This window comes from Bacillus sp. BPN334 (assembly GCF_008368885.1).
Taxonomy (GTDB): Bacteria; Bacillota; Bacilli; order Bacillales; family Bacillaceae_G; genus Bacillus_A; species Bacillus_A wiedmannii.
The window spans coordinates 193,280-217,687 of sequence record NZ_QOZW01000010.1; the positions used below are offsets into that span (position 1 = coordinate 193,280).

The 24,408-nt window shown below is 36.9% G+C and carries 26 protein-coding genes and 1 other annotated feature; of the genes, 11 read left to right on the forward strand and 15 right to left on the reverse strand.

Features of this window, described 5'->3' with window-relative positions; translation table 11 throughout:
• Positions 1–97 precede the first annotated feature (97 nt).
• The 3 genes from DN393_RS16145 to DN393_RS16155 all read right to left on the reverse strand — a co-directional run bounded on the left by DN393_RS16145 (position 98) and on the right by DN393_RS16155 (position 1,048).
• Positions 98–421 carry a hypothetical protein gene (locus DN393_RS16145; RefSeq protein ID WP_064474526.1) on the reverse strand — a complete coding sequence of 108 codons (324 nt, stop codon included), beginning with the start codon at positions 419–421 and terminating at the stop codon, positions 98–100.
• A 20-nt stretch (positions 422–441) separates the two neighbouring features.
• Positions 442–666 carry a spore germination protein gene (locus DN393_RS16150; protein WP_064474525.1) on the reverse strand — a complete coding sequence of 75 codons (225 nt, stop codon included), beginning with the start codon at positions 664–666 and terminating at the stop codon, positions 442–444.
• A gap of 76 nt (positions 667–742) precedes the next feature.
• The gene (locus tag DN393_RS16155; RefSeq protein ID WP_064474524.1) at positions 743–1,048 is read right to left on the reverse strand and encodes a rhodanese-like domain-containing protein; all 306 of its coding nucleotides are present in this window, start codon (positions 1,046–1,048) and stop codon (positions 743–745) included.
• A 199-nt stretch (positions 1,049–1,247) separates the two neighbouring features.
• On the opposite strand from DN393_RS16155, the gene DN393_RS16160 reads away from it, so the two are divergent.
• A complete protein-coding gene (locus tag DN393_RS16160) occupies positions 1,248–1,430 on the forward strand; it encodes a hypothetical protein (RefSeq protein WP_000171896.1) in 183 nt (60 codons plus the stop codon).
• A 49-nt stretch (positions 1,431–1,479) separates the two neighbouring features.
• Here DN393_RS16160 and DN393_RS16165 read toward each other — a convergent pair whose 3' ends face one another.
• Positions 1,480–2,604: a homoserine O-acetyltransferase family protein gene (locus DN393_RS16165; protein WP_064474523.1), complete on the reverse strand. Its 1,125-nt coding sequence runs from the start codon at positions 2,602–2,604 to the stop codon at positions 1,480–1,482.
• Between the two features lie 152 nt (positions 2,605–2,756).
• On the opposite strand from DN393_RS16165, the gene DN393_RS16170 reads away from it, so the two are divergent.
• The 5 genes from DN393_RS16170 (at position 2,757) to DN393_RS16190 (ending at position 8,037) form a co-directional block, all read left to right on the forward strand.
• Positions 2,757–4,985: a spore germination protein gene (locus DN393_RS16170; protein WP_098101737.1), complete on the forward strand. Its 2,229-nt coding sequence runs from the start codon at positions 2,757–2,759 to the stop codon at positions 4,983–4,985.
• 16 nt (positions 4,986–5,001) lie between these two features.
• On the forward strand, positions 5,002–6,096 hold the full coding sequence (locus tag DN393_RS16175) for a spore germination protein (protein WP_064474522.1): 1,095 nt from the start codon (positions 5,002–5,004) through the stop codon (positions 6,094–6,096).
• Complete coding sequence (locus tag DN393_RS16180) at positions 6,072–7,151, forward strand: Ger(x)C family spore germination protein (RefSeq protein WP_088047661.1); 1,080 nt, start codon at positions 6,072–6,074, stop codon at positions 7,149–7,151. The genes DN393_RS16175 and DN393_RS16180 overlap by 25 nt, the downstream gene beginning before the upstream one ends.
• Positions 7,152–7,241: 90 nt before the next feature.
• Positions 7,242–7,427 (forward strand): hypothetical protein, encoded by a 186-nt coding sequence (locus DN393_RS16185; RefSeq protein ID WP_000038782.1) that lies wholly within the window; start codon positions 7,242–7,244, stop codon positions 7,425–7,427.
• Between the two features lie 187 nt (positions 7,428–7,614).
• On the forward strand, positions 7,615–8,037 hold the full coding sequence (locus tag DN393_RS16190) for a pyrophosphohydrolase domain-containing protein (RefSeq protein WP_048562049.1): 423 nt from the start codon (positions 7,615–7,617) through the stop codon (positions 8,035–8,037).
• Positions 8,038–8,081: 44 nt separating this feature from the next.
• Here DN393_RS16190 and DN393_RS16195 read toward each other — a convergent pair whose 3' ends face one another.
• Positions 8,082–8,993: a hypothetical protein gene (locus DN393_RS16195; protein ID WP_149173684.1), complete on the reverse strand. Its 912-nt coding sequence runs from the start codon at positions 8,991–8,993 to the stop codon at positions 8,082–8,084.
• A 149-nt stretch (positions 8,994–9,142) separates the two neighbouring features.
• Between DN393_RS16195 and DN393_RS16200 the strand changes: the two genes are divergently transcribed.
• Positions 9,143–9,571: a GNAT family N-acetyltransferase gene (locus DN393_RS16200; protein WP_064474519.1), complete on the forward strand. Its 429-nt coding sequence runs from the start codon at positions 9,143–9,145 to the stop codon at positions 9,569–9,571.
• Between the two features lie 26 nt (positions 9,572–9,597).
• Here DN393_RS16200 and leuS read toward each other — a convergent pair whose 3' ends face one another.
• The 10 genes from leuS to DN393_RS16255 all read right to left on the reverse strand — a co-directional run bounded on the left by leuS (position 9,598) and on the right by DN393_RS16255 (position 21,087).
• Positions 9,598–12,006: a leucine--tRNA ligase gene (leuS, locus tag DN393_RS16205; RefSeq protein WP_064474518.1), complete on the reverse strand. Its 2,409-nt coding sequence runs from the start codon at positions 12,004–12,006 to the stop codon at positions 9,598–9,600.
• Positions 12,007–12,071: 65 nt separating this feature from the next.
• Positions 12,072–12,291, reverse strand: a binding site (T-box leader).
• A 188-nt stretch (positions 12,292–12,479) separates the two neighbouring features.
• Entirely contained in the window at positions 12,480–13,673 is a 1,194-nt protein-coding gene (locus tag DN393_RS16210; RefSeq protein ID WP_064474517.1) for an MDR family MFS transporter, read from the reverse strand.
• Positions 13,674–13,929: 256 nt separating this feature from the next.
• The gene (locus DN393_RS16215; RefSeq protein ID WP_048540797.1) at positions 13,930–15,153 is read right to left on the reverse strand and encodes a cation:proton antiporter; all 1,224 of its coding nucleotides are present in this window, start codon (positions 15,151–15,153) and stop codon (positions 13,930–13,932) included.
• Positions 15,154–15,156: 3 nt separating this feature from the next.
• Positions 15,157–15,654 carry a cation:proton antiporter regulatory subunit gene (locus DN393_RS16220; protein WP_048540799.1) on the reverse strand — a complete coding sequence of 166 codons (498 nt, stop codon included), beginning with the start codon at positions 15,652–15,654 and terminating at the stop codon, positions 15,157–15,159.
• A 34-nt stretch (positions 15,655–15,688) separates the two neighbouring features.
• On the reverse strand, positions 15,689–16,255 hold the full coding sequence (locus DN393_RS16225) for a tyrosine-type recombinase/integrase (RefSeq protein ID WP_064474516.1): 567 nt from the start codon (positions 16,253–16,255) through the stop codon (positions 15,689–15,691).
• Positions 16,256–16,598: 343 nt separating this feature from the next.
• A complete protein-coding gene (locus tag DN393_RS16235; RefSeq protein ID WP_064474515.1) occupies positions 16,599–18,458 on the reverse strand; it encodes an FtsX-like permease family protein in 1,860 nt (619 codons plus the stop codon).
• Between the two features lie 16 nt (positions 18,459–18,474).
• On the reverse strand, positions 18,475–19,236 hold the full coding sequence (locus tag DN393_RS16240) for an ABC transporter ATP-binding protein (protein ID WP_048540804.1): 762 nt from the start codon (positions 19,234–19,236) through the stop codon (positions 18,475–18,477).
• A gap of 231 nt (positions 19,237–19,467) precedes the next feature.
• Positions 19,468–20,490, reverse strand: coding sequence for a DUF418 domain-containing protein (locus DN393_RS16245; protein WP_064474513.1), 1,023 nt, complete (start codon positions 20,488–20,490; stop codon positions 19,468–19,470).
• 168 nt (positions 20,491–20,658) lie between these two features.
• Positions 20,659–20,808, reverse strand: a complete 150-nt coding sequence (locus tag DN393_RS16250; protein ID WP_001129345.1) for a hypothetical protein — start codon at positions 20,806–20,808, stop codon at positions 20,659–20,661.
• A 15-nt stretch (positions 20,809–20,823) separates the two neighbouring features.
• Positions 20,824–21,087: a YtzC family protein gene (locus DN393_RS16255; RefSeq protein WP_000840869.1), complete on the reverse strand. Its 264-nt coding sequence runs from the start codon at positions 21,085–21,087 to the stop codon at positions 20,824–20,826.
• Positions 21,088–21,198: 111 nt separating this feature from the next.
• Between DN393_RS16255 and mnmL the strand changes: the two genes are divergently transcribed.
• The 4 genes from mnmL to DN393_RS16280 all read left to right on the forward strand — a co-directional run bounded on the left by mnmL (position 21,199) and on the right by DN393_RS16280 (position 24,396).
• Positions 21,199–22,158, forward strand: coding sequence for a tRNA modification radical SAM protein MnmL/YtqA (gene mnmL, locus DN393_RS16260; RefSeq protein ID WP_048540809.1), 960 nt, complete (start codon positions 21,199–21,201; stop codon positions 22,156–22,158).
• Positions 22,155–22,727 (forward strand): tRNA 5-(aminomethyl)-2-thiouridylate-methyltransferase MnmM, encoded by a 573-nt coding sequence (gene mnmM / locus DN393_RS16265; protein ID WP_048540811.1) that lies wholly within the window; start codon positions 22,155–22,157, stop codon positions 22,725–22,727. The genes mnmL and mnmM overlap by 4 nt, the downstream gene beginning before the upstream one ends.
• 136 nt (positions 22,728–22,863) lie before the next feature.
• The gene (locus tag DN393_RS16275) at positions 22,864–23,697 is read left to right on the forward strand and encodes an ABC transporter ATP-binding protein (RefSeq protein WP_064474512.1); all 834 of its coding nucleotides are present in this window, start codon (positions 22,864–22,866) and stop codon (positions 23,695–23,697) included.
• Between the two features lie 18 nt (positions 23,698–23,715).
• A complete protein-coding gene (locus DN393_RS16280) occupies positions 23,716–24,396 on the forward strand; it encodes a hypothetical protein (RefSeq protein ID WP_064474511.1) in 681 nt (226 codons plus the stop codon).
• Positions 24,397–24,408: the final 12 nt, after the last annotated feature.

Consider the following 24,408-nt stretch of genomic DNA (forward strand, 5'->3'; position numbering starts at 1 on the left):
TCTTTTTTACATTAAACAAACCTCTTCTTAATGTGTATTTACAAAAACAATCTCCAAGACTATTTTTATTTGAAATAATAAAAACTCCCTTAATTCTTTAAGGGAGTCCAGCAGTTGAATCCAAATTATCTGTATTTGGGACGGCTTGTGCTATACCCGATACATTTGTACCTTGCCCCATATTTGTTCCTGTTACAGTACCAGCCGGAGTACCTCGTGTATATGTTGTCGTCACCGAATCTCCAGGCTGTAAACAAAGCTTTGTCTCCGTTCCTATTACTGTAACAACATCAATCCAAGTACACCCCATTGAACCACTATACGATTTCGTAGCAGTAAAGGACGTATCACTCAAATTATCACCGGTAAATATATTCCCAGTGTTATTCACAATAATAAACTCTTTTATACGAGCAGGCATAATTACACTCTACCTTTCCTCTATGAACCTAATGTACGTGTACTCGTTGCTAATGGCGGAAGAAACACTGATGTTCTAATCACTGCTTCTGACTGTCTTTTCCCATTTAAAAAAATAGCTGCACTCGATCCTCCAGCACCTGCATATATTTTCGCTACAGCTAAAGGTGAGATATCATAACAGTCACCAACATTAACAGCCCCTGTATTATTAATAATTTTTACTTTCCGCAAGTTAATCCCCATTTACCTATCCCCCTTTTGTACACTGTATGCAAAAGAAAAAAACTTGAAACAAACACGTTTCAAGTTTTTTAGCTACTTATTTCGTTTCACCTTCATATTGAAGCATACCGCCAACCATGTTCATTGTTTTAAATCCTTGCTCATTTAAATAATGGCATACATTTTCACTGCGCATTCCCGAGCGACAAATAAAGATATATTCATTCTCTTTATCAAAGAAATCTACTTTATTTGGGATATCACCCATTTTAATATGTACAGCTTCTGGAATTTTCCCTGCTGCTACTTCTTCATCTTCCCTTACGTCTACTAAAAATAACGTTTCTCCACTTTCTAAACGCTCTTGCACTTCTTCTGTAGTAATTATTTTAACTTCTGTCATATGTCGTTCCTCCTTATATACAATAAAACCTTTAATCTCTTCTTTAAACAACCATTTCTCATCAATTTTAGCATGCGAAAGAAAGAACGCAAAGATTGGAAATTTTATTTCTCAATTTTCCTGCAAAACTTATTCTTTACAAACATAACTCGTGCATTGTATCCTCAATATACTTGTTTTATGAAAGGAGCCAATGAAAATGACACTTTTTCTTTTCATTACGGGCATCATTTTCTTAATCGCCGCAATTATTGCACTTAGTATGAAGAATAATAAAAAGATAAAATCACCACAAGAAATGTCATTCTTATTTCTATTGCTTAGTATCGCATTCTTCGGTATAGCAATTGCCACTTATATTTTCCGTCTACAAATCATGTAAAAAAAGGTGCCTACTACATACATCGCACCTTTTTCACACCATTTATTCTCTACACCAAACTAGATACTTTCCGATTTAAAAATTCATAAACTTTCTTTTCAAATAAATGAATATCAAATGCTCCCGCCATATGCCCATTTATACTTTCTATCTCATACACTTCCGCATACTTCCCTTGTTTTTGCAAAATGTCTACCATTTTATAATTATAACGTGACGGCTGAAGCAAATCTTGTTTGCACGGAATCATAAGTACATTTGCTTCTATGTTAGACAGTGCCTCTTCTAAAGACGAAAATCCATGCGCAATATCATGTAATAAAACTGCTTTCGCAGTGTATATCCACGAATTTGCATCTACTAACTCTATACTTCTATATGTCACTTTATTTATTTCTTTCTCAAATGATGTTAATATCGAAAACTTTTCATAAGGTTCTACTTCTATACTATTACGAGGGAATGTTGTTTCATAAAAATGCTCATCAAATGCGTTCATAAACATCATTCTATTTGCTAAATGAAGTCCCTTCATTGGCTGCTCTTCTCCATATTTTCCGCCCTTCCAACTTGGATCCAGTTGAATAGCCTCAATTGCATTTTGTGCTACATTTACCGACGTAATAATTGGATTTTGCGGGTTCGTAATAACACCAATCATCCGCTCTACCATATGAGGATAATGAACAGCCCATTGCTGCGCAATCATCCCACCAGCTGACGGTCCCATTACAGCATGTAACCTTGAGATTCCCATATCTTTTATTAACTCATATTGCATACGAGCTACATCAAGAAATGTAAAAACCGGAAAATCCATCGCATATTCATCTCCAGTTTTCGGATGAATCGATTTCGGTCCCGTTGTAAACACATAAGGGTTCTTCACCTGCACATTACAAAGATTATCAGTGCATATAACAAAATATTTATTTGTATCAATTGCTTTTCCCGGCCCAATTAAACCATCCCACCAACCAGACTCCCCATCATGCGCTGTATATTTTCCTGCCGCGTGACTCGTTGCACTAAAATAATGGCATACCAAAATTGCATTTGACCTTTCTCTATTTAAAGTACCATACGTCTCATACCCCATTTGAACAGGAATTCCCCTACCATTTTCAAACGTAAACTCTCTTAAAACAAATTTTTCTTTTTTTACAAATTGCACAGACTCGCCCTCTTCCCGTCATAGTATGAACTGCTTACTAAAGGATTTTTTCTATGCAAACCATTCTCCTCCTTCTTTTCATAAATAAATGAATAATATACAAAATTAGCCACAAAATAGCACTATATTACACAATCAAAGAGGGCATACATATGATCTGGAATTGGCTACGTAAGAAAAAAAAATCAAATACGACAGAGAAAAACGAAACAGATAACTCGGAGCAACAGCCTAACAATCAAGAGGATGATAACAAAGAACAGACTAGAAGTATGAAACATAATAAAGATAGCAATAGCGAACAAAAAAAAGAGGAACACAAAGAGCCTTCTCAGGATCCGCAGCAACAACAAAATTCTAAACAAGACGACTCGAATCAGAATCAACAACACTCTAAACAAAACGACTCCGATCAGAATCAGCAACACTCTAAACAAAACGACTCCGATCAGAATCAGCAACAACACTCTAAGCAAAACGACCCGGATCAGAATCAACAACAATACTCTAAGCAAAACGGCTCGGATCAGAATCAACAACACTCTAAACAAAACGACTCCGATCAGAATCAGCAACACTCTAAACAAAACGACCCGGATCAGAATCAACAACAACACTCTAAGCAAAACGGCTCGGATCAGAATCAACAACAAAATTCTAAACAAGACGACTCGAATCAGAATCAACAACACTCTAAACAAAACGACTCGGATCAGAATCAGCAACACTCTAAACAAAACGACTCCGATCAGAATCAGCAACAACACTCTAAGCAAAACGACTCGGATCAGAATCAGCAACAAAATTCTAAACAAGACAACTCGGCCCAAGATCAACAGCAAAGCTCTAAGCAAGATAACTCATCTCAAGATAAACAGCAAAACTCTGGAAATAATAGTATTTATGATTTTACGAAACCAGAAAAAGACCGTATTCATTCTCTACAAGATTTAATAGCAAAGCTTAAACAGTCTAGTGATTTTGTTAATTATCACACATCTGATGATGAAACGATGCCTTATTGGATTTCTTACTATCGTCCTTCACTTGATGGAGAGAAATTACAGAAATATTTAATGCCTATTCTGTTAGAACGACCTTGTACTTCATTAGAAGAGCTAAAAGAACATATTCCGATGAGTGGTATTACAATTACGAACGACTTACAAAAAATTGAGGACATGGTTTTAAAGGGACATGCGATTATTCAATTGAATCAGCAAGATCAAAAGTGTATGCTTGCAAACATTGCAATTGATACTTACCGGGCACCAAGCCCTCCATTAAATGAATCAACAGTTATCGGTCCACAAGAAGGCTTTGTAGAAGCTATTGATACGAATATTAATTTAGTACGAAAACGCCTTCCTGTTTTAGATTTACAAACAAAAGAAATGATTGTCGGCGAATTTTCCAAAACGAAAGTTGTCATGATGTATTTAGACAACCTCGCCGAAAAAGATAATGTAGATTTTCTCGAGGAGTCATTACGTGCTCTTGAATATGATCAAATTAATGATAGTGCTTATATACAAGAACTAATGGGTGAAAAGTCGATTTTCCCTCTCTATATCAATACAGAACGTACTGATAGAGTGACAAAAGCACTCATTGATGGGAAAATTGCTATTTTTGTGGATGGTTCTCCAAGCGTTTTACTAACACCTGTATCCTATTTCGATTTTTTCATTTCACCAGAAGACTATAACGTCTCTTGGTTATACGCTACATTTTCACGCATTTTACGCCTTATCGCTGTTCTATTTTCAATCTGTGCTACACCTTTATATGTTGCAGTTTTAAATTATCATTATGAACTCATTCCGAGTGATTTACTTGAAACTTTGATTTTATCAAGGGCGCAAGTACCGTTCCCACCTTTAATTGAAGCACTCTTTTTAGAACTCGCAATCGATTTATTAAGAGAGGCTGGCGCGAGGTTACCGATGAAAGTTGGTCAAACACTCGGTATTGTAGGCGGTATCGTAATCGGACAAGCATCTGTACAAGCTGGTTTAACGAGTAACATTTTATTAATTATCGTTGCCTTATCAGCACTTGCTTCCTTTATTACACCTATTTATAAAATGGGTAATGCAGTTCGATTACTACGTTTTCCGTTTCTAGCATTCGCAGAAATAGGAGGGCTCTTCGGGATTTCTCTTGGATTTATCTTTTTATTTACTCATCTATTCAGGCTTACTTCCTTACGTAAACCGTACGCTTTGTTTTATCCGACAAGACAACAATCCGTTAAGGATTCTTGGATTCGTTTTCCTTTAACAATGATTGATACAAGAGATGTACAAGCAAGACCACAACATGTAAAAAAAGCAGCAAAAGGAATTTCAACAAAACATAGATCAGACTTCGATGAGTAAGAAATGAGGTGCATTGATGAGTAAAGTTCAAGAAAAATATCAAATATCTCCTATCTTTGTTTTCTTCTTAATTCACAGTGCACAGTTTGGTGCTGGTGTTCTCGGGTTCGCTCGAATTATTGCAAAAGCTGCTGGATACGACGGCTGGATGGGGGTTCTCCTCACAGGAATCATTATTCATATTCTCATCTGGATGATGTATTATTCATTAAAAAATGTAGAGGGAAACTTAATTGATTTACACAAACAACTTTTTGGAAAATGGATTGGAAATGGTATTAGTATCCTTTTTATGATTTATTTTTTTATTGTAAGCATTTCTGTTGTTAGAACTTATGTCGAAATCATTCAAGTGTGGATGTTTCCTAGTGCATCCACCTGGATGCTCACATTCTTTTTATGTTTAATAAGTTATTACATTATTTCATCAGGTTTTCGCGTTATTGCAGGAATTTGTGTTATTTCTGTTGGTGGGACATTAGGTTATCTTTTTCTAAGCCTTTTCATTTTAAAATTCTCACATTGGGATAACTTACTTCCAATATTTTCACATTCTTTTACCGATATTTTGAAAGCAGCTCAACTATCTATTTATAGCATGACAGGATTTGAAATTTTCCTGATGATTTATCCATTTGTTAAAGAGCCAGAGAAATCCCATAAATTCGCACAATACGGGGCATTATTTTCCAATATTCTATATTTGTTTAGTACCATTCTCGCTTTTACATTCTTTAGCGAAAAACAACTACTCAAAACAATCTGGTCTCAACTGTCCATGACACAAGTTATTAAGCTTCCTTTTATTGAGCGACTTGAGTATATTGCTATTTCTGGTTATGCTCTCGTTATTATTACCAGCTTTATCCTACCTTTATGGGCCGCAACTAGAGGAACGCATGAAATCTTTCGTGTGAAGCAACGAGGTATTTTAATCGCATTTATGCTTATCACCTTAGTTGTTTCACAACTTCTAACGAACAGGCATGATATTAATGATTTTATTAGCAATGTATCTAAAGTTAGTTTTTGGCTTATCTATGTATACATCCCAATTCTATTTATTATTGTGTGGGTGAAAAAACAATGGAAAAAATCAAAAGAAAATTAATACTTCTTATTTGCATCAGTGTCTTCAGTCTAACTGGTTGTTTACAAAAAAATATTATTGATGATGTTCAGCTCATTCAAGGAACTGCCTTCGATACAGCAAAAGATAATAAAGTAAAAGTTACATTCGTTTGCCCCGTACAAAAAAAGGGAAATAAAGTTCAAGTCTATGAAGGAACAGGAAACGCAGTAAAACAAGTAAAGGCAGATACATCTTTAGAATCTTCGCAACCGTTCGCAAGCGGTCAAATGCGTGTTGCCTTATTCACAACAAAGATTGCTAAAAAAGGATTATCAACTTCCTTTGATACATTGATTCGAGATGTGAATATTGGTAACTCACTGTATGTTGGACTATTAGAAGGCAGTGGTACTGAACTATTTAAAGGAAAATATAGTACCTCTTACAATGTTGCGATTTATATAAAAAAAATGTTAGAACATAATATGGACACTGGGCCTTTGCCAACTGACAATTTGTATTTAGGCGCCTTCAGGTACTACCGTGAAGGACAGGATTCCTATATGCCTATCCTAAAAAAACATGGAGATAAAATAAAGATTACTGGTATCGGTCTCTTGAAAAAGGATAAGTTAGTCGGCACAATTAAGTACCACGATATGTTTGTTTTCAAAGGACTGCTAGAAAAGCACCGCCTAGATTCACATGAATTTAAAACCAATCCTGGCTATGCAATGATTAATAACATCCGTTCCGTTCCTACCTACGAAGTAACTATAAAAAATGGAAAACCGTCTTTCTATATTCATGTGAAAATGGAAGCTCGTATTCAAGAATTATCTCGAAAATTCAACTTAGAAAATAAAAAGAACACGCAAAAAATAGCGAAAGCGGTTGAGAAACAGTTAGATGCAAAAGCTACAAAACTAATTAAACAGTTTAAATCCTTAAATGTTGACCCTCTTGGACTTGGAGCAAAATATAGACAACATTATCGTCCATTTAAATTAGAAGAGTGGCGAAAAATGTACAAAGATGTGCCAATTAAAGTAAAATACACCGTTAATATTACAAATTCTGGTGTAATCGAATGAGAAATGATTGAACTCCTCTCTCCAGCATGATACAACGGATAGAGGAGTTTTTATTTTAGATAGAGAGAGAAGATATTTATGGGGGAGCTTATGTCTAAAAAATTAGTAAAGCCTATTTTAAATGGTATTTTATTTCTCGGCGTCTTTTTATTTGCTCATACATACTTAAAAAATGTTTCCTTCACACGTTATTTACTTGTCGTTATACCAATGTTGCTCGTTGGTATGTTTGGCATCGATCTTATTTTATCCATTTTAATAAAAGAAGAAAAATAACGAGCAGGGCTGTCCCAAGAGTATTGCGGGATGGCTTTCTTTTTAACGGGTTTTGTCATTAAGTCGATATAATCTTTCACTATCGCTATCTTAACTAAAAGATGAAACTTTTGAACAGTCCCTTTTCATTTCATAATCACCCTATGTTACAATGAGATTCGGACAAAGCGAGAAAGGATGAAACAACATGACAAACGAAAAAGGTTTAGATAAAGGGTACGAACTTGTTGCAAAAATGCATGAAGAGTTCGGACATCCTGTGACAAATACTCCAACAAAACTAACAGAAGAGCGTGCAAAAATCCGTGCAAGTTTTATGCAAGAAGAGCTAGAAGAATTTCTAGAAGCGACGACTGTTGAAGATCAATATGATGCACTAATTGACCTTATTTACTTTGCATTCGGAACGTTTGCCGAAATGGGCGTACGTCCTGATAAAGGATTCGAAATTGTAAATAACGCAAACATGGCAAAACTATTCCCTGATGGAAAACCTCGATTCCGTGAAGGTGACGGCAAAATTCTAAAACCAGAAGGCTGGCAAGCACCAGAACCACAACTTCGTGCTGAAATCGAACGTCAGCGCAAAGAAGCTGAAAAAAACTGCTAGGATTTCCTAGCAGTTTTTTATTATGTCTTTTTTCCTGCGATTCATTAATGACCCACGTGTCCCGCGTGTCCTGCTGCTCCACTAATGCTAGCTGCTCCTGCCGCTGCTCCTGCTGCTCCCGTTCCAATTCCACCTGCCCAAGGAGAAGATTGTTGCTGTTGTTGATATTGCTGATATTGTGGGTGTTGTTGACCCTGCTGGCCATGTTGACCGTGTTGGCCTTGGTGACCGTGTTGACCTTGATGACCGTGCTGACCGTGGTGATGTACTTGTTGTTGATGACCATGGTGACCGTGCTGACCGTGCTGACCTTGATGACCTTGATGACCTTGATGACCGTGCTGACCTTGATGACCGTGCTGGCCTTGGTGCGTTTGATAAAGAACAGCTTGCGGATGAATGTGGTGGTGACCGTGGTGATGTACTTGTTGTTGATGACCATGGTGACCGTGTTGGCCTTGTTGATGATGGTGATGATGGTGTCCATGATGGCCATGTTGGCCTTGGTGATGATGGTGTCCATGATGACCGTGTTGACCTTGATGGTGGTGATGTCCATGATGACCGTGAATAACTTGCGGATACCCACCTATTCCTCCAGCTACAACACCTACTCCCGGTACCGGAAATCCGGTCTGCACTCCTCCAACGAAAGAAGGAAATGTAGTTGGTGCTCCTACTGGAAATCCTGTCTGTACGCCAGCTACTGATGTCGGAAATCCTCCTGTTACTGTAGGCATTCCAGCCCCTGATGTCGAAAATCCCCCCATTGATGTAGGCATTCCAGTTTGCATGCCAGCTACCGATGTTGGGAATCCTCCTGCTGCTCCACCCATCCAGCTCGGAATTCCACCGTACCCTTGTTGGCCAGCTCCTCCCATTAATATCATTTGTGTATAACTGTCCGATTCGCCTCCGAAGAAACCATGTGGTGCATTATTGTCCATCCCTTTCATTCCTTTCACCTCTTCTACTCAATTTAGCCTACCTTTTTTATCATATTTCCTATAGAAAAATAGGTGTTTGTCTGTATGGGAATTCCGCTCCTTTTTCTTCTTTCATGCTAAAATTAATTAACTGAATATTTTTTTAGGAGGTATTTCCATTGAAAAACGTAACAAAGGCTTCTATCAATGACTTAGATGCAATCTTACATATAGATATTGATGTAATCGGAGATGATAGTAGACGAGATTATATTAAACATACTATCAATGAGGGCAGATGCATCATTGTAAAAGAGAACAATTCTATCTCTGGTTTTCTAACATACGATACAAATTTCTTTGATTGTACTTTCCTCTCATTAATCATCGTTTCGCCAGCGAAAAGAAGGCACGGCTATGCAAGCTCGTTAATCTCATATATGTTAAGTCATTCTCCTACTCAAAAAATCTTTTCTTCGACAAACGAATCAAACGATAGTATGCAGAAAGTTTTTAGTACGAATGGATTTGTACGTAGTGGAATAGTTGAAAATTTAGATGAAGGAGATCCTGAAATTATTTTCTACACAAAAAAGCTCAGAGCATAGATGCTCTGAGCTTTTTTAAAAATACATTAGTTTGCAACAACGTTAACAAGTTTTCCAGGAACAACAATTACTTTACGAACTGTTTTCCCTTCAATTTGGTCTTGAATTGCTTCAAGTGCAAGTTGTTCCATTTCTTCTTTTGATGCGTCTTTACTCATTGTTAGTTTTGCGCGAACTTTACCCATAATTTGAACAACGATTTCAACTTCATCTTCTACAAGTTTAGACTCATCAAATGTTGGCCAGCTTGCATATGTGATTGTTTCATTGTATCCAAGTTTGCTCCATAGTTCTTCCCCGATGTGAGGTGCAACTGGTGCAATCATTTTTACGAAACCTTCTACATATTCTTTCGGAAGTGTTTCAGCTTTATATGCATCGTTAATGAATACCATCATTTGAGAAATCGCTGTGTTGAAGCGAAGCTCTGCATAGTCTTCTGTTACTTTCTTCACTGTTTGGTGGTAAGCTTTTTCAAGCTCTTTATTTGGTGCATCAGTAATTTTCTCACTTAATTCACCATTATCTTGAACGAATAGACGCCATACGCGGTCTAGGAAACGACGAGCTCCGTCAAGACCATTTTCAGACCAAGCAATCGAAGCATCTAACGGTCCCATGAACATTTCGTATAGACGAAGTGTATCTGCACCATGGCTTGCTACGATATCATCAGGGTTTACAACGTTACCTTTTGATTTACTCATTTTCTCGTTGTTTTCACCTAGAATCATACCTTGGTTGAATAATTGTTGGAACGGCTCTTTCGTTGGAACTACACCGATATCATATAATACTTTATGCCAGAAACGAGCATATAGTAAGTGAAGTACAGCGTGCTCTGCTCCGCCGATATAAATATCAACTGGAAGCCATTGTTTTACTTTTTCAGGATCTACAAGTGCTTCGCTATTGTTTGGATCGATGTAACGTAGGTAATACCAGCAGCTACCAGCCCATTGTGGCATTGTATTCGTTTCACGACGACCTTTTTTACCAGTTTCAGGATCAACAACGTTTACCCACTCTTCAATGTTAGCAAGTGGTGATTCACCTGTACCTGAAGGACGGATGTTTTCTGTTTTCGGAAGAACTAATGGTAATTCTTCTTCTTTCACAGCTGTCATTGTGCCATCTTCCCAGTGGATTACTGGAATTGGCTCACCCCAGTAACGTTGACGGCTGAATAACCAGTCACGTAGACGGTACGTTACTTTTTGATTTCCTGCGCTCGTTACTTCAAGCCATTCAATCATTTTTACGATTGCTTCTTCTTTATTTAAACCATCAAGGAATGCTGAGTTTACGTGTGCACCATCACCTGTGTATGCTTCTTTCGTAATGTCTCCGCCTTTTACAACTTCCTTCATTGGAAGATTGAATACTGATGCGAATTCATAATCACGCTCATCGTGAGCTGGAACTGCCATTACAGCACCTGTTCCGTAAGTTGCAAGAACGTAATCAGCGATCCAGATTGGTAATTTCTCACCGTTTACTGGGTTAACTGCGTAAGCACCAGTGAATACACCAGTTTTCTCTTTCGCAAGTTCTGTACGCTCTAAATCGCTCTTCATTTTAACAGAGTTAATGTAAGCTTCTACAGCTTCTTTTTGCTCTGCTGTTGTAATGTCTGCAACAAGCGCATGCTCTGGAGCAAGTACACAGTAGCTCGCACCAAATAGTGTATCAGGACGCGTTGTGAAAACTGTGAATTTCTCGTCTGTACCATCGATGTTGAAGTGTACTTCTGCACCTTCAGAACGACCGATCCAGTTACGTTGCATATCTTTTAAGCTTTCTGGCCAATCAAGCTCATCTAGATCCTCTAATAGACGATCTCCGTAAGCTGTAATTTTTAACATCCACTGTCTCATCGGACGACGCTCAACTGGATGTCCACCGCGCTCACTCTTACCGTCAATGATTTCTTCATTTGCAAGTACTGTACCAAGTGCTGGGCACCAGTTTACAGGTACTTCATCAACGTAAGCTAAGCCTTTTTCAAATAGTTTTAGGAAGATCCATTGTGTCCACTTGTAGTAGTTTGGATCTGTTGTATTTACTTCACGATCCCAATCGTAAGAGAAACCTAATGCTTTAATTTGATTACGGAACGTATTAATATTAAGCTCTGTAAATTCTGCCGGGCTGTTTCCAGTATCAAGTGCATATTGCTCTGCTGGAAGACCGAATGCATCCCATCCCATTGGATGAAGAACGTTATATCCTTGCATACGCTTCATACGAGATAAAATATCTGTCGCTGTATAACCTTCTGGATGTCCTACGTGTAGGCCTGCACCTGATGGATATGGGAACATATCTAGTGCATAAAATTTTGGTTTTTCTGTCTCATCTGGCGTACGGAATGTTTTATTCTCTTCCCAGTACCCTTGCCACTTCTTCTCAATATTTTGATGATTAAAGCTCATGAGATACCCTCCTTGAAATTCTATTTATTTTCACCGCCCAAAATACAAAAAACCTCTCATCCCTAGAAAGGGACGAGAGGTTATAGATTCCCGCGGTACCACCCTAAATTAATGTACAAATATACATTCGCTTAGATCCGTAACGTGGATTAACGGCAATTGCTACTATTAGTTTCACAACTGCAACTCAAAGGCGAGTTCATAACGAAACGTGGATTGACTTGCACCGACCGTCAACTCTCTAAACCAGCTTCTATTACTACTACTCCTTCTCACTGTTATTACAAATATAAGTTAATGTGAACTACCCATCACTTCGTATCTCTAAAGAGCTTACTTGAAGCTAAGGCTTCTCGGTTAATCGTTACTCTTCATAACTAACGAATTAGTCTTAGGACAGCCGAGCTATCTCCCTTGTTCCAAAGGTTGTTTTATTTAAATATATTCTAAAACATGTTACATGTTCCGTCAAACTAAACTGCAATTTTTTCTTCAACTGTTTCTTCTACTTTTACTCGTTTATCATACATACTCGTTGCAATAATCGCTACTACAAGCATTACCATGATTGCTATAAACAATACTTCCATATTGTATAAATCAACAATTGCTCCGCCAACGACCGGTCCGAACATTTTCCCTACAGTCGCTGCGCTATTTACAACGCCTTGATAAAATCCTAACTTATCTTTTGGCGCAAGTATATTTGCAATGGTCGGAACTGCTGGCCATACAAATAACTCACCAATTGTTAATGTTACCATCGCAACGAGGAACATCGTAAATTGCTGCGCTTGACTTAATACAATGAATGACGCCGCAAAAATGACGATTCCAATCATAATTTGTTGTTTTAAAGAACGCTTCATCCAGCGAATTAGCATACTAACTAGTGGCTGCGCACAAACAATCATCGCTCCGTTTATCGTCCATAATAAACTATAATGGCGGAGGCTAATATTTAATTCCTGCATATGTGTTGCAATTGCCCCTTGCCACTGTACATATGTAACCCAGCATAAAGCATATGCTACACATACGATAAGAAGTGCTTTGAATCCAGGTGTAAGTGTCCAGCCTTTTTTCGTTTCGACTTCTTTTTGCACTCCTGGCTCTTTCTTGTCTTCCATACCACGGAATCCAATAAAAGCAATTAAGAAGAAAACAAAGTATAAAATAAAATTAGCTAAGAAAATATAATCAAAACGGTAAGATGCAACTAAACCACCGCACGCTGTTCCGATCGCAATACCAACGTTTTGTCCAACATACATCGCATTAAATGCTCGTCTTCCGCCCTCTGGCCAAACCGTACCGACCATCGCATACATCGATGGGAAGACCATTCCAGAACCAAAGCCGATTAATGCTAGCCACACAACATATAACGGCCAACCGTGGAAGAACACAAGACCTAAAATCGATACGAGTGTAATAATAATCCCTAATAAAATTGATTTATAACCGCCCCATTTATCAAATAAAACACCGCCGAGCAAGTTTCCGATTACACCAGTAAGCGAGTTGATCATTAATACCATTCCGGCCACAGATAAAGATTTCCCTAGGTGATCATGCAAATAAATTGTATTAAAAGGCCATAAAAAAGAAGCACCCGTGACATTAATAATCATCCCAGCTACTAATAGCCATACTTTCCTTGGCATAGTCTCCCCTCCTATTCTATTTTTTCGTTCATCTATAACAGTAAAATTGTAGTCGTTTTTAAATAGGAAGGCAACTGATTAATAGTTGATGAAATTCAGATAATGGTTTTTCGGTAAATGAAATTATATAAATTGTCACTTAAAAATATATCAGTGATTTTGGGAATCTATCGACTTACCGAAAAAAAACGACATCAACAACAATATATAAAAAAGGGAGACTGCATGACGTTCATGCAGTCTCCCTTTTTGTATACTATCCAACTTCTTTTTCTCGCTTCGCACGTTCTTTCGCACTCCATTTAAAGATTTTATCTAGTAAGGAATATATTCTCCAAGACTCTTTCGTTAATAACGGTCCTAACGATGCTAATATTAAAACGTACAGTGCAGAGAACGGTTTAATCGTTGCCATTAAACCACCCGCAATGCCGATATTGGCTACAATAATGGAGAACTCTCCGCGTGATACGAGTGTTAAACCAATATTCGTAGAAGCCTTATGCGATAACCCGGCTTTACGTCCCGCCATCATTCCAGCTGTAAAATTACCGATGAGCGTAATGAAAACTGCTCCTAATGCCAACCACACTGCTCCTCCAAGTGAAAACGGATCTATACTTAAACCGAAACTGAAAAAGAATATGGCTCCAAAGAAGTCACGAAACGGAACGACGAGATGCTCAATCCGATCACTATGCTCTGTTTCAGAAAAGACGAGTCCTAACAATAATGCTCCAATTGCCTCAGCAACATGAATCGTTTCCGAAAATCCTGCTACAAAGAATAAAATAGCGAATATTACGATAATAAAAATTTCATTTGACGAAATATCTAATACTTTATTTAGAAACGGCGTAGCTTTTCTAGCGATTACAAAGAATAGTAGCATATACCCTACCGCGATTAACACCGATGTAAGAGCACCTACAAATGATGTTGCACCACCGAGTACTAACCCTGAAACGACTGATAAATATACAGCTAAAAAGATATCATCAAACATAATGATTCCTAATATTAATTCAGTCTCTTTATTACCAGATCTTCTTAAATCAACAATTACTTTCGCAACAATTGCACTCGATGAAATTGTAATGATTCCAGCAATAATTAACGTTTCTAATAAAGGGAAGCCCATAACATATCCATAAAGTAAACCTAATATGAAATTAAGCGATATATGAACACTACCCCCAAAAGCAATCGACTTTCCTGATTTAATTAATTTTTTTATTGAGAATTCTAAACCTAAATAGAATAAGAGGAATATGACGCCAACACGGCCTAGGAAGGAAATAACTTCTCCGCTTTCAATAAACCTTAAATCGATAAGTCCTAAATCTGGGGCATGAGGCCCCACTAACATACCGAGTATAATGAGAAACGGAATAATCGAGAACTTTAACTTCGCAGCGAGGATAGCTGCAAAAGCTACTAATACTAACGCAGTTCCAACTTCAAAGATTAAAGTATCCATCGATTAGGAATCACCTCCTGCTGAAAGCAATTCATTAATAATTCTTTTCACTTCATGTCTTTCACCCGATAATACGAGCATATCGCCAGCTTCAATAATAGAGTCTGGACCTGGATTAAAGAATTTCTTCATATTCTTTTTCAAAATAGCAATAATCGTTACGTTATATGTTTTTCTGACATGTAAGCTACCAATTGTTTGTTGTACTACTGGTGCATGATTCTCCACCTTAAACCATTCAATTGATAATCCTTCAAAAGCCATCTCAATTGTGTCTAGCGCTTGCGGCCTATATACCATTCCGCCTAATATAGCCGCAATTTGTCTCGCTTCAGAATCACGAAGAGAAATGCTTGAAATACTCTCATCGTGATCCGCATCAAAATGATACATTTCTCTTCGGCCATCATCATGAATAACGATAACCATTTTTTCATTACCTTTTGTGATTACTTCAAACTTACAACCAATACCCGGTAGTTCACTCTCTCTAATATTCATATTTTCCGCCTCCTAAATTTTTTAGTTACGGCTTTTACAAATCTACATCAATCTCTGTTTTAAACTTCTCATCTTTTGAGATTCCTAAATACTTGAGCGTCTCTGATGGAGTCGCGTGATGAAAATGCTTTTGCAATAGCGCAATCGCTATTCCTCTTTTGTACGCATGAAATCCAAATGTTTTTCTCATTGAGTTCGTTCCAATCTTTCCAACAATCCCAACCGCTTCAGCTGCGCTATGGATAACACGATACGCTTGTTGGCGTGAGATTGAATTTGTCGTTTTATTAGATTGAAATACGTAGTTTTCTCTTCGAGCATCAATAGATTGTGCGTACTCTAAAAGGGCTTCTTTTACTTTTGTATTTAAATAAATATCTTGTTTAAATTTTTCATCTTTTACAGGAAGAGAATAAAACTCTTTAACAGTTCCATCTTCATTTAATACCTCTTCAAATTTCATACTAAGTAGCTCAGTAATCTTTAATCCAGTGTTGATCCCAATAACAAATAAAAGATAATCTCGCTGCGAGTGCTCTTTTAAATACTTTTTCATATCCTCAATTTGGCTTATATCTTTTAATGCCTCTACAACTTCCATACATGTATCTCCTCATCTTATGAACGGTAATTTTCTCATTATCCTGTCCATTTTACCTTATCATGCTATGAGATTTCCATGTATTATCCATTATTTTCACAATATACTCTTACGACAATTTTTCATTTGGAAATTTATGATTGTACAAATACGGTGTGGGTAGAAAAAATAGGGGGTACAAATTCAGCTTCTTCCTATAGATCGGATTCCTCCTTTCACTTTTCGGTTGCTGATACTCATATATTACGTTACTTATTTACATTATATTATATATTTCAGTAACATTAAAGTATTTTTTCTGAAAATACAAAAAGCCGAGTGCTTTCACTCGGCTTTTTACGTATTAATCTTCTTTCGGAAGAACAATACCTTTATACAATTGAACTGTAATGAAGTAATAAATCGCATAAATAACTACGAAAATTACGATTGGCACCCAAATACGGAAGTACGGATCAACTAAAATAAATCCGAAAATATTCATACCAACTAATACGTGAGTGATACCCACAATTGCCGGGAATAAGAATACTAAAAATAACTCTTTATAAATCGATTTCGTTAATAACTCACGGCGCACACCGATTTTACGAAGCATTTGATAACGCGTAATATCTTTTGATGCACCAGAAAGAATTTTAAACATTAAACAACTTGCCATCATTGCTAAGAATGCAATTCCAAGGAAGAACCCCATAAATACTGTTCCACTCGCAATCCCATAGAACATATCGTAAGTTTGATATTTACTGCTCATTCTTTCAGCTGTTACATTTTTATATTTATCTAGCTGCAACTCGTCAAGTTTTTTCCATTCTTTTTTATATGTTAAAAAGTCTTCTGTTTTTCCGATAAATGCTATACCTTCTTTACCATTTATCCCATCGTACATTTTTTGATCTACAATTTTAATTGCATGATTCTCATATACATAAAACGGCTGGATTGTTCTGAAAGCCTCGTTCCATTCTTCTGGAAGTTCTTTATCGTTCGCACCTTTTTCATTCATTTCTCTAGAAACTGCACCTACTGGTAGTTCCTCTGAAACGTTCTTCGTATTCACTAAATCTTTCATTGACTTCATATTCGCCATATCTTTTATTAAAGGACGATTTTTCTCTAAATCTTCTTTTACATAGTAAACGTATTTATCATCTACTTTGTAACGATATTCGCTTTTCTCTTTAAATGTAATACCGTCTAAAATTTTCTTTTCTTCAGCTGTTGGATTATGAACAACTGAATCATATATTACTAAACCATCAACCATTTTTATAACGTTATTTTCAAATGCCATACCACCTGAAATCGCACCAGCTCCAAGCGCTACTAACATCGCTACTGTCGCAAGTACTTTCGTTAAACTATTAATACGGAAGTTTAATTGTGCAAAAGTAAAAGCGTTAATTCCTTTTTCACTACGCTTTTTATTACTTTTTAACTTTTTAATAATAACTGGAAGAAGTGATCCAAATAGCATGTAAGTACCAGCTGTTGTTGTAATTAATGCAATAAGGATTCCCATTTCTCTTAGTTTTTCCATGTAAATCATTGATGCATAGCCAATTCCTAATAAAATAACTGCAAGGATTGCAACGACACCTGTCATTTTTCCTTTTACCGCAACACGCTCTGTTTGTGCATCCGCATGTACAAGTTGCAGTACAGAAATACGTGATAATTTAATACTGTTCATAATTGCTGATAATACAAATAGTGCAAAGAAGAAGATGCAAGTAACAGTCATAGATGGAAGGTAAAATGCTTTATATCCTTCACCAGCAAATTCAAGCTGTTTCATTAATAACTGTCCGATACCTTCTGCAAGTCCTACACCAACTGTAATACCAATCGCAAGAGACGCAGCGCCTAATACGATCGTTTCAATAAACATAAGTAATGTAACTTTATGCTTTTTTGCTCCTAACATCATATACATACCGAACTCTTTTTGACGAAGAGATAATAAGAAAGAGTTCGCATATAAAATATAGAAGAACGTTATAATAGCTAGTAAAAATGAACCTGCTTGGAATACGAATCCAATTGATTGAATAACTGAGTTAGATTCGATAAACGCTTTATTCAGCGCTAACGTTTGGAACATGTAAAAAATTGAAATGGACATGACAAGACCGACAAGTAAGACGATATAATCTTTCAGCTTACTTTTCAGCCCCGACATGGAAAGTTTAAATAACATACTGGAACCTCCTTTCTTACGCTTTTTGTGTACCTAAATCTGCAAGTACATCTAAAATCTCTTTGTAGAACTCTTCACGCGTACCACCACGATGAATTTCTTTATATAGCTCACCATCTTGAATGAATAAAATTCGCTGACAATAACTTGCACTATACGGATCATGTGTAACCATCATAATAGATACGCCTTGTTCTTCATTTAAGTTTGTCATCGCATCAAGTAAACTCGCTGCATTTTTAGAATCAAGAGCTCCTGTTGGCTCGTCCCCTAAAATAATTGCCGGCTCATGCACAAGCGCGCGCGCTGCTGCTGAACGTTGTTTCTGTCCACCAGATACTTCAGATGGATACTTTTGAAGAATTTCTGTAATCCCTAACATATCCGCTACTTTTTCTACTTTCGGTCCAATATTACGTGATGGAACACCTTGAAGAGAAAGCGGAAGTGCAATGTTTTCATAAATAGATAAGTTCTCTAATAAGTTAAAGTCTTGGAAAATGAATCCTAACTTTTGTGAACGGAAATCAGAAAGCTCACCTTGCTTCATTTTCGTAATATCCGTACCCGCAATTTCAACAACGCCGCCCGTTGCTTTATCAAGCGTTGAAATTACATTTAACAATGTCGTTTTACCAGAACCAGATGGTCCCATAATCCCAACAAACTCACCCTCTTGAATTGAGAATGAAACACCTTTTAACGCTTGTGATTGATTCTCACCCTTTTTACCGTACACTTTTTGAACGTTTTTCACGTCTACAACTGGTTTCGTCATATATATCCTCCTACGCTTGTTTTTCCATTACCTATTTTGCGCCTTTTGGAAAGGAACTGCTATTTGTTAACATTACAATTACCTTACACTTTTGTAATATAAAAAAGATGCACGTGTAAGGTTCGTTCGTAAATGAAATTTTATCAGCGATTCTCAAAATATATCGACTTACCGACAAAAGATAACAATAAAAATGAGCTGTTCCACAAAAGGAACAGCCCACTTCTCTCTTTATTTCTTTAAAGGTGTTACCGTCCAATACGTAATAACACGCCAAATCCATTCTAGTGGACCCATTTTAAAGATTTTCATCCAAATCACACTAAACACAATTTGAATAGCGTAAATTGCAATACATACATATAATGTCTGTATGTACGTTAAGTTTCCTGCAAAGTTAAATACGCTACCAGCAATTAAAATCATTGCAGTTTGTCCGATATAATTTGTTAAAGCCATACGACCGTAGTATTTCAGTGGTGCTAACAATGTTTGAACTGGTTTTAACTGAAGTAATAAAATTAATGCTCCTACATAGAAAGCTGAAATAATTGGTCCAACTGTAACGCCAATTTTTAAGAATTGACCTGCAGCGTCCATTGTTCCATCCTCATTCATGAGCATCATATTTAGGAATGGCTCAGCAGGAACGTGCCCATATTGATACCATAACGCTACAACACTTAAAACAAACATGACACCTGTAAAAATAGCGACTTGTTTGATTTTTGCTGAAAGATTTTCAAACACTTTATACTGCCCCGCAGCAAGACCTAATAAAATTAAACCTAATGGTAATAATTCCTTAGTTGCCATAATACTAAAAGCTATCGTAAGAATAAGACCGATTACTACATTCACTTCTTTTTTCGCTTTATAAAACGGTAAAACGACTAATCCACAAATTGCGTATAACGCTAGTGCTTCTCCAGGCTGAAACATTTGATGAATTAAACCAAAAATAAATAGTGCAACTACGCGGCGTAGAAATAGAACGTATCCATTCTTCCCTTTCGCAATTGCTCTTGTAATGAAGATGTAGAATCCTACTCCAAATAAGAATGAGAAAATCGAGAAAAAACGACCTTCTACAAATAAGTATAGAAACCTTTGATAGCTAGCATCTACTGTATTAGGATCTGGAATTTTAATATTAAGTAGTGCAAGAATATTCACTAAAATAATCCCCAGTAATGCGAAGCCACGAATGTAATCTAACTCATTGATTCGTTTGTTTGTAATATTGTTCCCCATAATGCAACTCCTTGTCCAAAATTTAATCCTCCCTTACTCTACTGGACATGTTATCTTACAACTATCGACAAACCTTACAGGAATCATACATTATTGTCATATAGTAAAATGAAGCTTTAATCAGACTTTTGCGATACAAAATAAAACCAGGTCATATTGCGACCTGGTTTACTCTGATTGCTTCGATCTTTGAGGCTGTCCTTTTTTACTGTTGCGCTGTTTCACTTGAACAACTGGATCAAGTTCATTCGAAAACTCAGCGTTATGTCCATTTTGTGTTTTTTGCTCTGGATTATTTTGATCTGAACGTTTCGCCATTACATTCACTCCTTATTAGTGCGGTGTAATAATCATTTGATGTTGCAGTTGGCGAATTGCCATACGTGCTCTATTTAATTGCTCACGTTGCTCATCATTCGCATGTTGTTGCATCGTTTGTAAATCGTTATATGCTTGTTCTAATTGTAACTGCGCATCTGAATACTCCATCGTATTGTAATGCTCTTGTCTCATGCCTTGGTCTAATTGTTCTTTCGCGTATTCCACCGCTTGTTCTGCTTGTGTAATATACGATTCAAGTGATTGACGCTCTGCCATAATTGTCCCTCCTTGCTTCAATTCCCCTTTAGTGTGTCCCTTCCATCTCTACCTTATGAGTATGTTATAATGGATTTTGTTTCATTTTGACTCGGCTTAGGAGGGAAAGTAATGAAGGTTCAAAACCCTTTTCCATATACAAACGACAATAAACGTTATCATACATGGAATTACCATTTACGAAATGAATTTGGTGAAAAAATCTTTAAAGTTTCATTAGATGCTGGCTTCGATTGCCCGAACCGTGACGGTACAGTTGCTTACGGCGGTTGTACATTTTGCAGTGCTGCCGGATCTGGTGACTTCGCTGGTGATCGCCGCGATGATGTTATAACGCAATATCATGAAATGAAAGAAAAAATGCGCTCGAAGTGGAAAGACGGAAAATGTATCGCTTATTTCCAAGCGTACACAAATACACATGCACCACTTGAAATTTTAAAAGAAAAATTCGAACCGCTTCTAGCAGAAAAAGACGTTGTCGGTCTTTCTATCGCCACTCGTCCAGATTGCTTACCAGACGATGTCGTTGAATATTTAGCGGACTTAAATAAACGCACATACCTTTGGGTTGAACTCGGTTTACAAACTGTTCACGAACGAACTGCAAACCTTATTAATCGCGCTCATGATTACCCATCTTACGTGGAAGGTGTAAATAAATTACGTAAGCATGGTATTAGAGTGTGCTCTCATATTATTAATGGTCTTCCGCTTGAAGATTACGACATGATGATGGAAACAGCTCGTGAAGTAGCAAAGCTTGACGTACAAGGAATTAAAATTCATTTACTTCACTTATTAAAAGGAACGCCAATGGTGAAGCAATATGAAAAAGGACAATTAGAATTCCTTTCTCTTGAAGATTACGTAAGTCTCGTTGTTGACCAACTTGAAATGATTCCAGAAGACGTAATTGTACACCGCATCACAGGTGACGGTCCGCCTGATTTAATGATTGGCCCAATGTGGAGCTTAAATAAATGGGAAGTATTAAATTCCATCGATGCAGAATTTGTACGCCGCGGAAGCTGGCAAGGAAAATATGCAAATGAGGAGAAACAAAAATGAAATTAGAACGTGTATTACCGTTTGCTCGCACACTCTTGCAAACGGCTGTTAAAGAAGGCGATTACGCTGTAGATGCAACTTTAGGAAATGGACATGACACTTGCTTCCTAGCTGAAATCGTTGGAGATAACGGAAAAGTATTTGGATTTGATATTCAAAAAGAAGCAATTGAAAGCTCTACTATCCGCCTAAAAGAAAAAAAGCTTTTTGAACGTACTGTTTTAGTTCACGACAGTCACGACACACTTTTATCTGTACTACCAGAAGACGCAAAAGGAAAAGTAACAGGTGCTATCTTCAACTTAGGCTACCTTCCTGGTGGTGACAAGCATATCGTTACAAAACCGAACTCAACACTCTCGGCAATTGAACAATTACTAGAAGTAATGGCACCTGAAGGAATCATCGTCCTTGTCATTTACCACGGACACCCAGAAGGACAAGTAGAACGCGACGCTGTTCTCAAATTTACAGAAGAACTAGACCAAAAACAAGCTCACGTACTGCGATACGGCTTCATTAACCAGCAAAATAACCCGCCATTTATTGTGGCGATTGAGAAGCGATAATTATATCAACGATTGTTTCGATATATCGACGATTCGACAAAACATAACAAAAAAAGACGTGCACTCATTGCACGTCTTTTTCTTATTCTCCTATATAATGGATGTATACACTATTTGAAGAAAGAAGGATAGAACTTTGCTAGTAGAACTAAGGGGAATTCAAAAGAAGTACGGCAAATCACTTATACTAGACAACATTAATTTATCCGTTCCAGAAGGAGAGGCACTCGCTATTATTGGCGGGAACGGGACTGGAAAAAGTACTTTACTCAAAATAATTGCAGGATTTATTTCACCTACGGCAGGGACACTTCAAAGAAAAGAACATATACAAATTGGCTATGCACCTGAACATTTTCCTGAAGGGATTCGTTTTACATTAGAGGATTATTTATATCATCTCGGCCACATTCACGGTTTATCAACAAAATATTTAAAAGATAAAATTCCGATGCTTCTTGAATCTTTTCATTTACATCATGCAAGGCATTCCGTTGTACGAAACTTTTCAAAAGGTATGAAACAAAAAACTGGTATTATGCAAGCATTACTTACAGACGTCCATTTATTAATTTTAGACGAACCGCTTTCTGGGCTCGATCCTAACTCTCAGCAAGAATTAGAACATATTTTACTCTCATTAAAACAACAAGGCATATCTATACTCTTCACATGTCACGAAAAGCAACTACTAGAAAACTTCGCCGATAGAATTGTGACGTTAGCAAATCATACAATCGCAGAAGATACCGCTGTGCAAAAAAGGGCAGAACAAGTCTATATTGAAGCAATCGTTCATGAAACATTTTCAGCGATAGAACTACGGAAACAATTAGGATTTATACACGTTGTACACAATTCAAATCAAAACCTTATTCAACTACAAATCGAAAAAGAATATACAAACGAAATGCTTCAGTTTTTATTACATAAAAAAGCATCTATCACACTGCTACAACCTAACTTTTAAATCGAAAGAAGGTTCATTATGTTTGCGCTTATTCGTTACCATTTTCTCGACTATACAAAGTCGTATAAATACGTCCCTCCTATTGCGATGTACTTTATGAGCTTACTTTTTGTATATACATATAAACCGACTCCTATTGTACCGACATACTTAGAAACAGCTCTCGCGCTTTATTTATTATCTGCCTGGATTACGGTCACAATTTTTCATACTGAAGATCCTGTACAAGAACAAATTACTATTTCTCACACAAATAATATTTCTGCACTATATGTTGGTAAATATATTACGGCCTTTCTCATTTGTACTATGTTATCTTTTATATCCGTAATCTACCCAATTATTTTGCAAATGTTTAATGAAGAAATGACAGTTTCTTTATTTTTAGTCGGATTTCTCGCTCACATGTCTTTTTCTATACTAGGAATTTCAATTGCAACTTTATTTACTAGAAATATTATTCCAAAAGCAAGCACAGCTTGGCTTAGCCTGACATTTATATTACTTATAACGATCGCCTCCATCCGGTTTAAAAAAGAGTTACTATGGTTTTTACCACCTGTCGAAAGCTTTCTAATGCTTGGACAATACAAATTTAATATACTTACTCACACGCTATGGCTCACAGCTTGGGCTATCGTATATTCATTTTTATTACTTACTTTATTTCTTTTTGTCGTTCGCAAAAAACGTTTTTAATTACATATTAAA